Here is a 13,124-nt window from a genome sequence, read left to right as displayed (position 1 = left end):
CCAGTAGGGTGGGGGCATGGGGAGAAACCCGGGCGTCGTCGCCCTCGCCGTGACCGAGGGCGTGCCGCTGTTCGAGGTGTCCATCGCGTGGGAGGTCTTCGGCCTGGACCGCCGCGGCCTCCACGACCCGTGGTACACCCTGCGGGTGTGCGCGGCCGACCCGGGGACGACGCGCACCCGGGGCGGGTTCGCGCCGCACACCGCGTACGACCTGGAGGGCCTGGTCACCGCCGACACCGTCATCGTCCCGGCGCTCCCGGACGAGGCGGTCAGGGCGGACGACGTGGGCGACCCGCGCCTCCTGGCGGCGCTGCGGGAGGCGCACGCCCGCGGGGCGCGCGTCATGTCGTTGTGCACCGGCGCGTTCGCCCTGGCCGCGGCCGGGCTGCTGGACGGACGGCGGGCCACCACGCACTGGATGCACACCGACACCCTGGCGGCACGGTATCCCCGGGTGCGGGTCGAGCCGGGCGTCCTGTACGTCGACGAGGGCGACGTGCTGACCAGCGCCGGGCGCAGCGCCGGCCTCGACCTGTGCCTGCACGTCGTGCGGAGCGACCTCGGCGCCGAGATCGCCAACCAGGTCGCCCGGCGCATGGTCGTGGCCGCGCACCGGCCCGGCGGCCAGGCGCAGTACATCGAGTCGCCGATGCCGCGCGAGCACGACGAGGGGCTCGCCCCGCTCTTGCAGTGGGCGCTCCAGCACCTGGACCGGCCGCTCACCGTGGCGCAACTGGCCGCCCGCGCCGGGCTGAGCGCGCGGACCCTGGCCCGCCGGTTCCACGAGGCGACCGGGACCACCCCGCTGCGCTGGCTGCACGACCAGCGGCTGGCCCGGGCCCGGCACCTGCTGGAGGCCACCGACCTGCCCGTGGAGCGGATCAGCCGGCTGTGCGGGCTGGGCTCGCCGGGCAACCTGCGGCACCACTTCACCAGGTCGGCCGGCGTGACCCCGATGGAGTACCGGCGCACCTTCCGGGGACGGGACGCCCTCCCGGCCGATCCGGCCTCCCCGCTATCCTCGCCATCGTGATCGACTCGCTCCGGGAGGAGCTGTGCGCCCACGGGCGGCGGGTCGTCGAGACCGGGCTGGTCCTGGGCACCTCGGGGAACCTGAGCGCGCGCTCGGGCGACCTGGTCGCCGTGACCCCGGCCGGGGCGGCGCTCGACCGGCTCGCCCCCGCCGACTGCCCCGTGCTCGACCTCGCGGGGCACGTCGTGGACGGCGACGCCCAGCCGTCCTCCGAGACGCCGATGCACCTGGCGGTCTACGCGGCCACGGACGCCGGCGCGATCGTGCACACCCACTCCACGTTCGGCACCGTCGTGGCGACGACCCTGACCGAGCTGCCGCCGATCCACTACAACACGCTCCTGCTCGGCGGCGTCGTCCGCGTCGCGCCGTACCGGACGTACGGCACGGCGGAGCTGGCCGCCGCCGTGCGCGCGGCCCTGGAGGGGCGGAGCGCGGCGCTGCTGGCCAACCACGGCGGGGTGACGATCGGGCGGGACCTCGCGGAGGCGTTCGAGCGGGCGCGGCTGCTGGAGTGGCTGTGCGAGGTGTACGTCCGGGCGCGCGCGATCGGCGAGCCCCGGGCGCTGACGGCCGAGGAGCTCGACGCGGTCCTGCAGCGCATGGCGCACGCGCCGGAGTTCCCGCGGCGTTAGGACGCCCGCCCCGGGCGGGGACGTCAGGCCCTCGCGGGGCCGTCGGCGCCGGGTCCCGGGTGAGCGGTGTCGGGTCTCTTGGGGGCGGCGGCGTCAGGGCTCTCGTGCGGGCGGATCAGGGGCCCTCGCCGGCGCGGGGGTGCTCGAGGCAGTGCGACCACGGGCGCTCGCGCAGGTGGTCGAGGGCCGCCCGCGACTCGTCGTCCACCGGCGCGTACACCACCATCCGGGTCTCCGGGGCCCCGGCCGGCGCCAGGTTCGTGGTGCTCAGCCGCAGCTCGCCGACCTCGTCGTACCGCAGGACCTTGATGTGCGGGCCGGGCGCGGCGACCGCGTGTTCGCCCCACATCCGGGCGAACTCGGGGCTGGCCGCCGACAGCCCGCGCACGAACCCGGTCCAGGCCGGCTCCGACAGGTGCCGCGCGAACGCCGCGCGGAAGACCGCGACCATGGGGCGCAGCTCGTCGAGCGGGTTGACGAACGGGTTGCAGCAGGGCGGCGCGGTCGCGATCTGCCACAGGGCGTTCCGGTGCTCGGGGAGGTCGGCGGCGAAGCCCGGGAAGAGCCCGTTGAACGTCGCGTTCCAGGCGAGCAGGTCGAACCGGCTGGAGTAGACGGCGGCGGCGAGCGGGTTGAGCGTGTCGAGGATGACCTGCACCTCGGGCTCCAGCGGCCCCCGGACCACGGACGCGGGCACGGCGGGCACGTCCGCGAGCCGGTAGAGGTGCTCGCGCTCGGCCGGGTCGAGGCGCAGCGTGCGCGCGATCGCGTCGAGCACCTGGACGCTGGCGTTGATCGGCCGCCCCTGCTCCAGCCAGGTGTACCAGGTCACGCCCACCCCGGCGAGCTGCGCCACCTCCTCGCGCCGCAGCCCGGGCGTGCGCCGCCGTACGCCCGGGGGCAGGCCCACGTCGGCCGGGGTGATGCGCTCGCGCCGGCTGCGGAGGAACGCGGCCAGCTCGCTTCGGCGCGAGGCTCTCTCCCTCGTGGTCATGATTCCATCCTCGCCGAGGGCCGGCCGGGGAAGCCAGGTGGCGGTGATACCAGGATGAGCGGGCTCTCGTTACCGGTACCGGACCGGCCGCAGACTCCGGGTCATGACCACGCTCACCGCTCCCCCGGCCGCGGCCCCGGCCAGGACGGGGCTGCTCCTCGCCGTGATCCTCACCGGGCAGTTCATGGCCATCCTGGACGCCACCATCGTGACCGTCGCCGCCCCGAGCATGCGGGCGGACCTGCGCGCCTCGGGAGCCGCCCTCCAGCTCGTGGTGGCCGGGTACACGATCGTGTACGCCGTCCTGCTGATCACCGGCGCGCGCCTCGGCCGCGGGTACGGCCACCGCCGCCTCTTCCTGACCGGTCTCGCGCTCTTCACCGCGGCCTCCCTGGCCTGCGGCCTGGCGGGGACGACCGGGCAGCTCATCGCCTTCCGGCTGGTCCAGGGCGCGGGAGCGGCGCTCATGGTGCCGCAGGTGCTCAGCCTCATCCAGCTCACCTTCGACGGACCCGCCCGCGCCCGCGCCTTCGGCGTCTACTCGGCGGTCCTGTCCGGCGCGGCCGTCGCCGGACAGGTCCTCGGCGGGGTCCTGACCAGCGCGGACATCGCGGGGACGGGCTGGCGGCCGATCTTCCTGGTCAACGTCCCGCTCGGCCTCGCGCTGCTGGCGGCCGCCGTACGGCTGCTGCCCGCCGACCGGCCGGCCCCGGGGCCCGGGCTCGACGTGCCGGGGCTGCTCACGCTCTCGCCCGCCGTCCTGCTCCTGGTGGTGCCGCTCGTCCTCGGGCACGAGCTGGGCTGGCCGGCCTGGGGCTGGGCCATGCTCGCGGGGAGCGCGGTCTGCTTCGCGGCCCTCCCGCTGGTCCAGCGGAGGTCCGCCGCGCCGCTGATGCCCCCGCGCGTGGTCCGCGCCCCCGGCCTGGCCCTGGCGGCGGGCGCGATCTTCCTGATGATGGCGGGGTACGCGGGCTTCCTCTTCACGATCGCGCTGTACCTCCAGTCCGGCCTGGGCCTGTCGCCGCTGGAGGCCGGCCTGGCGTTCGTCCTGCCCGCGCTGGCCTTCGGCGCCGCCAGCCTGAACTGGAAGCGGGTCCCCGCCCGCCTGCACCGCGCCATGATCCCGGCCGGCCTCGCGGTCTCCGCGGCCGGCTACGTCCTGACCGCCGTGATCGCCTCGGGCCTGGGCCCGGTGAGCGTCCGGTTCGAACTGGCCGCCGTCCTCAGCGGCGCCGGCATGGGCCTGGCGTTCGGCCCCACCCTCAACGCCGCCCTGGCTCACGTGCCCCCGGCCGACGCCGCCGACGCCAGCGGCCTGATGGCCACGGTCACCCAGCTCGGCCAGGTGGCCGGCATAGCCGCCCTCGGCACCCTCTACCTCTCCCTGGCCCCCACCCCCGGATCACCGGCCGCCGCCACCGCCGCCCTGGCCACCAACCTCGCGGTAGCCACCCTCATAGCCGCCTCAGCCCTCACCACCACCCTCCTCCCCCGCCCCCGCTGACCACACGCCCGGGCGGGGGGCTTCTGGGGGTGGGTATGGGGAACCGGCGCGGGAGGGGCACGCCTCCAGCGCCGGTTCCGGGGCCCGCCCGGGGACCTCGCTGCGGACTTCGGTTCCCCGGGCGGGGGTTCGGATCAGTCGGTGGCCGGCAGGGGGGTCGGGCGGCGGGCGCCGGTCAGGGCGGCCAGGACGCCTACCGCGGCGATGAGGGTGACGACGGTGAGGGCCGGGTGGAGTCCGGCGAGGAAGTCGCCGTCGGCGGAGATCACCGCGGTGACGACGGCGAGGATGATCGCGCCGCCGACCTGGAAGGACGTGTTGAGGAGACCGGAGGCCAGGCCCTGCTCGTCGTCGGGGACGCCGTCCGTCGCCTGGATGTTGAGGGACGGGAAGCTGAGCGCGAACCCGATGCCGAGGAAGATCATCGCCGGGAGGATGTCCCTGGCGTACACCGGAGAGGTGTCGATCGGGAGGAACCAGGCGTATCCGGCCAGGAGGGAGACGGCGCCGACGATGACCAGGCGGCCGGTGCCCACGCGGTCCACGAGCGGGCCGATGCGCGGGGAGGCGACGGCGACGATCGCACCTGCGGGCAGGAACGCCAGGGCGGTCTCCAGCGGCGACCAGTCGAGCAGCGTCTGCAGGTAGATCGTCACGACGAACTGGAAGGACACGTACGCGCCGAAGAGCAGCATGCCGCCGACGTTGGCGCGGGCCAGCGGGCGCGAGCGCAGGATGCCGAGGCGGATCAGCGGGTGCGGGCTGCGGCGCTCGATCACGATGAAGGCGGCGAGCAGCGCGACCGCGACGACCAGCGTGAGGACGGTGCGCGGGCTGGCCCAGCCGACCTCGGGGGCCTCGACGACGCCGAAGACCAGCAGGAGCATGCCGCCGACGCTGGTGACGGCGCCCGCCAGGTCGTAGCCGCCGGCGGGGCGCTCGGCGCGGTCGCGCGGGATCAGCCGGAAGGCGGCGACGAGCACGATGAGCGCGACCGGGGCGGGCATCAGCAGCGTGAGCCGCCAGCCGACCTCGGTGAGCAGGCCGCTGAGGACCAGGCCGAGGGAGAACCCGGTGGCGCCGGTGGCCGCGAAGATGCTCAGCGCGCGGTTGCGGGCGGGGCCCTCGGCGAACGACGTGGTGATGATCGACATCGCGGCCGGGGCGGTGAACGCGGCGCTCACGCCCTTGATGAAGCGGCTGGCGATGAGCAGCGCCCCGTTGTCCACGAGCGCGCCGAGCAGCGAGGCGACGGCGAACACGGCGAGCGCGACCAGGAAGACGCGGCGGCGTCCGAGCAGGTCGGCGGCCCGGCCCCCGAGAAGCAGCAGGCCGCCGTAGCCGAGCACGTAACCGCTCACGACCCACTGGAGGGCGGAGGTGGACAGGCCGAGGTCACCCTGGATGGAGGGGAGGGCGACTCCGACCATGGAGACATCCAGCGCGTCGAGGAACAACACGCCGCACAGCACCACAAGGGTTCCCCACACCCGGGCGGGCCAGCGCTCGGAGGTGACGGGGAAGAGGGCCGGGCGACCGGCCTTGGGGGACGAACCAGGTGAGTCAGGTGAATCAGACGTACGGGTGGTGGTGACGGGGGGAGATGCCATGCGGAAGACCATACATGCACACGCATCTAATGCAAAGTCATTTATTTCGCTTGCATAGGTGTGGTATGGTGCGGAGTGTGGAACTGGTCGATGAGTGGCGTGAACTGCTGAAACGTCACGCCGCGGTTTCCTGCGCCCTCGAACGCGCCCTCCAGGACGGACACGGCCTGGGGATGAGCGAGTTCGAGCTGCTCGACCGCATGGTGGAGCTGGACCGGCCGAAGTACCGCGTGCAGGAGCTCGCCGACGCCGTTCACCTGAGCCAGAGCGCGTCGTCGCGGCTGGTGGCGCGGCTGGAGCGCGCCGGGCTCGTGACCCGGCTGATGTGCGACCAGGACCGGCGGGGCATCTTCGTGGCCCTCACCGAGGAGGGGCGCAGGCGGCAGACCGAGGCGATGCCGACCCACCGGGCGGTGCTGGAGCAGACCTTGCGCGCCCCGCTGACCTCACGCTGCTCCGGGTGAGGGGACGCGCGTTCCGCTGACCTCCCGCTGCTCCGGGTGAGGGGACGCACGTTCCGCTGACCTCACGCTGTACGGGGTGAGGGGAGACGCGGAACGCGCCTCCCCCGATCCCGGCTAGAACCCTCCTTCGAGCGCCTTGAGGAGCTGCCGCTTGGGCCGTGCCCCGACCGTGCGGCGGATCTGCTCGCCGTCCTTGAACAGGATCAGCGTCGGCACGCTCAGCGCCCCGTACCGCATCGCGATCTCGGGGTGCTCGTCCACGTCGATCTTGGCGACGCGGAGCCGGTCGGCGTACTCCACCGACATCTCCTCAAGGACCGGCTCGATCATCCGGCAGGGTCCGCACCAGACGGCGCCGAACTCCACCAGCACCGGCAGGTCCCCGTTGATCAGCTCGTCGAACGTGTCGGTCGTCGCGATGGCCGTACTCATCGTCATCCCTCTCTGAAGTCCCGCAGGACGCATCCCGGGCAGGCGCGGGTGAGCTGGGCGGCCACCCGCTGCCGCCGCTGCCAGAGGAGGCGGATCTCGGCGTCGATCTCCGCGAGCTTGCGCCGGTAGACGGCCACCGAGTCGGGGCACGCGTCGCCCGTGTCGTTGCCCGCGCGCAGGCACTCGACGAACGGGCGGGCGTCCTCCAGGGTGAACCCCACCGTGAGCAGCGCGCGGATCTCCCGGACCAGCTCCAGGTCGGACTCGTCGTAGACCCGGTAACCGTTCGCGTCGCGCCGGGCCGTCAGCATGCCCTGCTTCTCGTAGTACCGCAGGGACCTCGTGCTCACCCCGGCACGCTCGGCCAGTTCACCGATCCGCATCCGACTTCCCCCTCCTCGCCCGGGAACCGTACGGCTTGACGCCAATGTCAATGTCAAGCCGGGTTTCGCGGGAGTTGTTCCTCGTGAAGGCGTACGGCGGGCCGCCGCGCCGCCAAGGGCGACGCGTGCCGGTGGGCCGGGCGTTCCGCCGTCCCCGGCCCCTCGCCTCGCCGTACGGCTCGCGCCGGGCGCCGCGTCCGCGCCCCGCGACGGGTGTCCCCGCCCGTCGTGCGGCTTACGCGGGACGGGGGCGTACGCCCTCGGGGGGCGTGCCGGGCTCCTCCTTTGCGGGGTGCGGGCGGGCGAAAGCTCATCCTTCCGTCTGACGAGGGGGCGGCCCGGGCGAACTTAGCCTGGTGACGTGCTCGAAAGACTGCGGGACTGGTCCCGGTGGCGCCTGGACGTGCTCGACGCGCTCTGGGTCCTGCCGATGATCGCGATCTCCGTGCCCCAGACGGGGCCGGGGACCGTAGGCGATCGTCCCGTGGCCCTGGTGCTCTTCTCGGTCGCGCTGATCGTGCCGCTGTTCTGGCGCCGGCGCGCCCCGCTCGTGGTGTTCACCGTGATCGCGCTGGTCGCGCTCGCCCAGTGGGCGGCCGACGTCGGTCCGATGCCGGCCGACCTGGCGGTGCTCCAGGCGATGTTCGTGGTCGCCAAACTTCGCTCCTTCCGGTGGGCCGTGGCGGCCGGGCTCGCGTGCGTGCTGGGCGTGTTCCTCGCCGTGCTCCGCTGGTGGACCTTCGAGACCCCCGACGGCCCGCTGACCGGGCCGTTCGTGGCGTTGTCCAGCATCGTCGCGGCCGCGTGGCTCGGCGGGGTCTACGTCAACATCCGCCGCCGCTACCTGGAGGGGCTTGAGGAGCGCGCGCGCCGGGCCGAGCTGGAGCGCGACCAGCACGCCCGCATCGCCATCGCGGCGGAGCGCGCCCGCATCGCGCGCGAGCTGCACGACGTGATCGCCCACAACCTGAGCGTGATGGTCGTGCAGGCCGACGGCGCGGGCTACGCGCTCGACCACGACAAGGAGCTGGCCCGCCAGGCCGTGCAGACGATCGCGGGCACGGGCCGCCAGGCGCTCGGCGAGATGCGCCGGCTGCTGGGCGTGCTCCGCGAGGGCGAGAGCGACGGCTTCGCCCCGCAGCCCGGGCTCGACCAGCTCGGCGACCTCGTGGCGCAGTGCCGCGCGGTGGGCCTGCCCGTCACCCTCGACGTGCGCGGGGAGCGCCGCGAGCTGCCGCAGGGCCTGGAGCTGACGATCTACCGCGTCGTCCAGGAGGGGCTGACCAACACCCTCAAGCACGGCGGCCCCGGGGCGACGGCGTCGGTCGAGCTGGCGTACGGCGACGCCGAGGTGAGCGTGTCCGTCAGCGACGACGGGCGCGGTGCCGCGGCGCGCCCGGACGAGCCCGGTCACGGTCTCACCGGCATGCGCGAACGCGTCACCATGTACGGCGGGGCCGTCTCGGCGCGGCCCCGTCCGGGAGGAGGATTCCAGGTGCAGGCGCGATTCCCGGTGCACGCCCGATGAGCCCCGTCCGCGTCCTGCTCGTGGACGACCAGATGCTCCTGCGCAGCGGCTACTCCATGGTCATCAACAGCCAGCCGGACATGGAGGTCGTCGCCGAGGCCGGCGACGGGCGGGCCGCGATCGAGACGCTGCGGCGGGTCCCGGCCGACGTCGTGCTGATGGACGTCCGCATGCCGGTGCTCGACGGGGTGGAGGCCACCCGCGTGATCTGCGCCGAGAGCGACGCCAAGGTGCTCATCCTGACCACCTTCGACCTGGACGAATACGCCTTCGCGGCGCTGCGCGCGGGCGCGTCCGGCTTCCTGCTCAAGGACGTCCCCCCGGCCGGGCTGCTGAAGGCGATCCGATCCGTGCACGAGGGCGACGCGGTGGTCGCGCCGACGACCACGCGGCGGCTGCTCGACCACTTCGCCGCCATGCTGCCCCCGCGCGGCTCGGGCCCGGCCGCCGTCGGGGAGATGACGCCCCGGGAGCGCGACGTCCTCATGCTGGTCGCCCGCGGGCTCAACAACGCCGAGATCGCCGAGCGCCTGTCCCTGTCCGAGGCGACCGTCAAGACCCACGTGGGCCGCCTGCTCGCCAAGCTGTCCCTCCGCGACCGCACCCAGATCGTCGTCTTCGCCTACGAGTCCGGGCTCATCCGCCCCCCGCGCTGACCCGCGCCCCCGCGCCCGCGCTCACGCCGCTTCCCACGCCCGTTTCCCCGCCGCGACCGGCAGAGGGAGCGGGCGTTCTCGCCGTACGGCAGGCGCCCGCGCGGCCCGCGCCACCGGCCGTGCGGAGGGCGGCGCGGCGCCGTACGGCGGGGCCGGGAGCGGGGCGGCACGGGGCCGGAAGCGAGGCTGAAAGCGGGGCGGCGGCCGGGCCGGGAGCGGGGCGGCGGGAGGGGCCGATGGCCGAAAGGTTGATGCGGGGGTCATCCCGAAGTCGCAGTTCAGGGTGCCGGGTCAGCGTGAAGGACTGGGGAAAGACGCGACCAGCAGCCGATGAAGTGGGGCGGGTGGGATTCCTAGCCTGAGTGGGACAGAAACGAAGACAAGGAGTCCCAGTGACCACCACTGCCGCCCCCGGGGCGCACACCATGGCGCCGCCGGCAGTCATCGCCACCGATCTCGTCAAGGTGTACGGCGCGGGCGACGCCGCCGTGACGGCCCTCCACGGAGTGAGCGTGTCCTTCGAGACGGGCGCGTTCACCGCGATCATGGGGCCGTCCGGCTCCGGCAAGTCCACGCTGATGCACTGCATGGCGGGGCTGGACACGGTGACGCGGGGATCGGTGCGCATCGGCGACACGGAGATCACCGGGCTCAGCGACAAGCAGCTCACCATGCTCAGGCGCGACCGCATCGGGTTCATCTTCCAGGCGTTCAACCTGCTGCCCACCCTCACCGCCGAGGAGAACATCCGGCTCCCGCTGGAGATCGCCGGGCGGCTGGTGGACGAGGCGCTGTTCCAGCGGGTCGTGGAGACCGTGGGACTGCGCGACCGGCTGTCCCACAAGCCCACCGAGCTGTCCGGCGGCCAGCAGCAGCGCGTCGCCGTGGCCCGGGCGCTGGTCTCCCGGCCGCAGGTGATCTTCGCGGACGAGCCCACCGGCAACCTCGACTCGCGCTCCGGCGCCGAGGTGCTGGCGTTCCTGCGCACGTCCGTGCGTGAGCTGGAGCAGACCATCGTCATGGTCACCCACGACCCCGTGGCTGCGAGCTACGCCGACCGCGTGGTGTTCCTGCGCGACGGCCGGCTGGTGTTCGAGATGCGCCAGCCCACGCCCGACTCGGTGCTCGACGCGCTGAAGCGGCTGGAGGCCTGAGGTGCTGAAGACCACCCTGGCCGGCCTGCGCGCGCACAAGCTGCGGCTCGTGCTGACCGCGCTGGCCATCACCCTGGGCGTCGGCTTCGTGTCCGGCACGTTCATCCTCACCGACGCCATGCGGAACGGCTTCACCCAGTCGTTCGCCGCCGACGCCGACAAGCTCGACGTCGCGGTCACCCCCGGCAGCCATGACCCGGAGGCCCCGAAGCTGGACGATTCCGTCCTGAAGAAGGTGCGCGCCGTTCCCGGCGTGGCCGAGGCCCAGGGCCTCATCCAGGGCGAGGCGCCGCTCATCGGCAAGGACGGCAAGGCCTACGGCGACTTCCCCACCTACGGCGTCTCCATCGTCGAGGGCAGGCTCGCCCGCACCCCCATCGAGCAGGGACGCGCGCCCAAGACGCCCGGCGAGGTCGTGCTGGAGTCCACGCTCGCCCGCAACACCGGCTTCAAGGTCGGCGACACCGTCAAGGTGCTCGACCGCAAGCAGCAGCCGCGCGCCTTCACGGTGGTCGGCGTGTTCGACGCCGGAGTGCGCCAGGACCTGCTGGTCGGCGGCGCGGTGGGCTTCACCCACGGCCAGGCGCGGACGATGACCGGGGCCAAGACGTTCGAGGAGATCGACGTCGCCGCGTCCGGGGTCGCGCCCGAGGAACTGCGCAAGCGCGTGGCCGGCGCGATCGGCCCCGGCCACACCGTCGAGACCGGCACGCAGTACGCCGAGCGGCTGGCCAAGAGCAACGGCGCCGACATGGAGATGATCACCTTCGCGCTGCTGCTGTTCGGGCTGGTGGCGCTGCTGGTGGCCGCGCTCGTCATCTACAACACGTTCAACATCCTGATCGCGCAGCGGATGCGCGAGCTGGCGCTGCTCAGATGCATCGGCGCGGGCCGGAGCCAGATCTTCGGCAGCGTCCTGCTGGAGTCCGTGGTCGTCGGCGTGATCGCGTCGGTCACCGGGCTCGCCGTCGGGATCGGCATGGCCGCGGGTGCGATGGCGATCCTGAAGCAGGTCGGTGAGGACATGCCGATCTCCGGCCTGCCGATCAGCCCGCGCACGATCATCGTGGCGCTGGCCGTCGGCGTGATCGTGACGGTGGTGTCGGCGCTGCTGCCCGCCCGCGGCGCCACCCGGGTCGCGCCCATCGCGGCCCTGCGCACCCAGGTCGAGGAGCCCGGCTTCCGCGCCGGGGTCGTGCGGATCGTGTTCGCCACGCTGTTCCTCCTCGCGGGCCTCGCCGCCACCGCGCTCGGAGTGACCATGGAGCCCGGCGCCGCCGCGCTCATGGCTGTCGCGGGGGGCGGCGTGCTCGTCTTCGCGGCCGTGCTCATCGCCGGGCCGATCATCGTACGGCCGCTGGGCGCCGCGGTCGGCTGGCTGCCGCGCAAGCTGTTCGGGGTGCCCGGCCGCCTGGCCGTGGGCAACGCGCACCGCAACCCCAAGCGGGCCGCCACCACGACGATCGCGCTCACCGTCGGCGTCACGCTGATGACGCTGATCTCGGTCGTCGGCTCGTCCACCAAGGCGACGGTGACCCAGCAGCTCGCCGAGCAGTTCCCCATGGACTTCGTGGTGCAGGGGCAGTTCGGCACCGAGGCGGGCATCCCCCGGGCGTTCGCCGAGTCGCTGAAGGACAAGCCCGAGCTGGGCGCGGTCGTGGCGCAGCGCCGCGCCGAGGTCGACCTCGGCGGCTCGCAGGGCACGGTCGGGGTGGGCTCGGTGAGCTCCGACGCCCTGGGCACCCATGTCAAGCCGCAGTTCACGCAGGGCACCCTGGCCGACTTCAAGCCGGGCACCGTCGCGGTGTCCACCGACGTCGCCAAGTCGCTGGGTCGGCTGGGGGACACCTTCTCCCTGCCGACGCCGACGGGCAAGGCGCGGTTCCGGATCTCGGCGACGTTCGACGCCGAGAAGACCGAGCTGCCCGCGATCACGCTGGTCGATACGGACTTCGCCCGCCTTTTCCCCAAGGTCGACGACGCCCTGGTGATGATCAAGGTGAAGGACGGCGTCCCCACGGCGAAGGCGCGGGCCGTCGTCGAGGCCGCGGCGCAGCCCTACCCCACGGCGAAGCTGGCCTCCATGGCCGACGTGCGCAGCCAGTTCAACGAGATCTTCGACACCATGCTGCTGATCGTCGCCGGGCTGCTCGGCCTCGCGATCGTCATCTCGCTGCTCGGCATCGCCAACACGCTGACGCTGTCGGTCGTCGAGCGCACACGGGAGTCGGCGCTGCTCCGGGCGCTCGGCCTCACGGCCCGGCAACTACGCCGGATGCTGTCGATCGAGGCGCTGATCCTCGGCGTGATCGGAGCCCTCGTGGGTGTCGCGCTCGGCTCGTCGTTCGGCTGGGCCGCCACGCAGACCCTCGACAGCGACGCGGTGTTCGACATGCCCGTCGGGCAGGTGCTGCTGTTCATCGTGGTCGCCGCGGCGGCCGGGGTGCTGGCCGGCGTCCTCCCGGCTCGCCGGGCGGCCAAGGCCTCCATCGTGGAGTCCCTGGCCAGCGAATGATCGGACTCCGGCGGGCGGGCGCACGGCCCGTCCGCCGGACACAGACGCCGCGTCTTTCTCGCGTTGGACGCGGCCGGGGACTCTTCCGGGCGAAGCCACTCGCATCCGCTCCCCCGGAAGGGTCCCCTTCTCGTTCCTCGCTCCTCTCCCGGCGCATGAGAGAACCCCGCCTCTCGGGGGGAGAGGCGGGGTTCTCGTGGCTCTACCGGCCGGGCT

At 73.5% G+C, this 13,124-nt stretch carries 12 protein-coding genes; 8 read left to right on the top strand and 4 right to left on the bottom strand.

Translation table 11 applies throughout. The features are described 5' to 3' along the window. Window positions 1–16: 16 nt before the first annotated feature. A complete protein-coding gene (locus tag D5H75_RS12605; RefSeq protein ID WP_119927092.1) occupies window positions 17–1,033 on the top strand; it encodes a helix-turn-helix domain-containing protein in 1,017 nt (338 codons plus the stop codon). Continuing rightward, window positions 1,030–1,668: a class II aldolase/adducin family protein gene (locus tag D5H75_RS12600; RefSeq protein ID WP_340137763.1), complete on the top strand. Its 639-nt coding sequence runs from the start codon at window positions 1,030–1,032 to the stop codon at window positions 1,666–1,668. Before D5H75_RS12605 ends, D5H75_RS12600 begins: the two co-directional genes overlap by 4 nt. Before the next feature lie 115 nt (window positions 1,669–1,783). On the opposite strand, the gene D5H75_RS12595 is transcribed toward D5H75_RS12600, so the two are convergent. Then, window positions 1,784–2,662: a helix-turn-helix transcriptional regulator gene (locus D5H75_RS12595; protein ID WP_119926629.1), complete on the bottom strand. Its 879-nt coding sequence runs from the start codon at window positions 2,660–2,662 to the stop codon at window positions 1,784–1,786. Between the two features lie 103 nt (window positions 2,663–2,765). Here D5H75_RS12595 and D5H75_RS12590 point away from each other — a divergent pair, with 103 nt between their 5' ends. Then, entirely contained in the window at window positions 2,766–4,166 is a 1,401-nt protein-coding gene (locus D5H75_RS12590) for an MFS transporter (RefSeq protein WP_202638103.1), read from the top strand. Between the two features lie 134 nt (window positions 4,167–4,300). Here the strand turns inward: D5H75_RS12590 and D5H75_RS12585 are convergent, their stop codons facing one another. Next, a complete protein-coding gene (locus D5H75_RS12585; RefSeq protein WP_119927089.1) occupies window positions 4,301–5,776 on the bottom strand; it encodes an MFS transporter in 1,476 nt (491 codons plus the stop codon). A 77-nt stretch (window positions 5,777–5,853) separates the two neighbouring features. On the opposite strand from D5H75_RS12585, the gene D5H75_RS12580 reads away from it, so the two are divergent. Continuing rightward, window positions 5,854–6,240: a MarR family winged helix-turn-helix transcriptional regulator gene (locus D5H75_RS12580; RefSeq protein WP_242454196.1), complete on the top strand. Its 387-nt coding sequence runs from the start codon at window positions 5,854–5,856 to the stop codon at window positions 6,238–6,240. 114 nt (window positions 6,241–6,354) lie between these two features. Here D5H75_RS12580 and trxA read toward each other — a convergent pair whose 3' ends face one another. Together trxA and D5H75_RS12570 are read right to left on the bottom strand one after the other, a co-directional pair. Continuing rightward, window positions 6,355–6,672: a thioredoxin gene (gene trxA, locus D5H75_RS12575; RefSeq protein WP_119926627.1), complete on the bottom strand. Its 318-nt coding sequence runs from the start codon at window positions 6,670–6,672 to the stop codon at window positions 6,355–6,357. A gap of 2 nt (window positions 6,673–6,674) precedes the next feature. Then, the gene (locus tag D5H75_RS12570; RefSeq protein ID WP_119926626.1) at window positions 6,675–7,055 is read right to left on the bottom strand and encodes a MerR family transcriptional regulator; all 381 of its coding nucleotides are present in this window, start codon (window positions 7,053–7,055) and stop codon (window positions 6,675–6,677) included. 361 nt (window positions 7,056–7,416) lie between these two features. Here D5H75_RS12570 and D5H75_RS12565 point away from each other — a divergent pair, with 361 nt between their 5' ends. The 4 genes from D5H75_RS12565 to D5H75_RS12550 all read left to right on the top strand — a co-directional run bounded on the left by D5H75_RS12565 (window position 7,417) and on the right by D5H75_RS12550 (window position 12,908). Further along, entirely contained in the window at window positions 7,417–8,583 is a 1,167-nt protein-coding gene (locus tag D5H75_RS12565; RefSeq protein WP_119926625.1) for a sensor histidine kinase, read from the top strand. Then, window positions 8,580–9,239 (top strand): response regulator, encoded by a 660-nt coding sequence (locus tag D5H75_RS12560; protein WP_119926624.1) that lies wholly within the window; start codon window positions 8,580–8,582, stop codon window positions 9,237–9,239. The genes D5H75_RS12565 and D5H75_RS12560 overlap by 4 nt, the downstream gene beginning before the upstream one ends. 425 nt (window positions 9,240–9,664) lie before the next feature. Beyond that, complete coding sequence (locus D5H75_RS12555) at window positions 9,665–10,393, top strand: ABC transporter ATP-binding protein (protein ID WP_119927088.1); 729 nt, start codon at window positions 9,665–9,667, stop codon at window positions 10,391–10,393. Window position 10,394: 1 nt separating this feature from the next. Continuing rightward, a complete protein-coding gene (locus D5H75_RS12550; protein WP_119926623.1) occupies window positions 10,395–12,908 on the top strand; it encodes an ABC transporter permease in 2,514 nt (837 codons plus the stop codon). The last annotated feature ends 216 nt before the right edge of the window (window positions 12,909–13,124 follow it).

It is taken from the genome of Bailinhaonella thermotolerans, from assembly GCF_003594875.1.
GTDB lineage: Bacteria > Actinomycetota > Actinomycetes > Streptosporangiales > Streptosporangiaceae > Bailinhaonella > Bailinhaonella thermotolerans.
The sequence above is the reverse complement of the archived record's forward strand: the minus strand, read 5'-3'. Positions and strand labels throughout refer to the sequence as shown.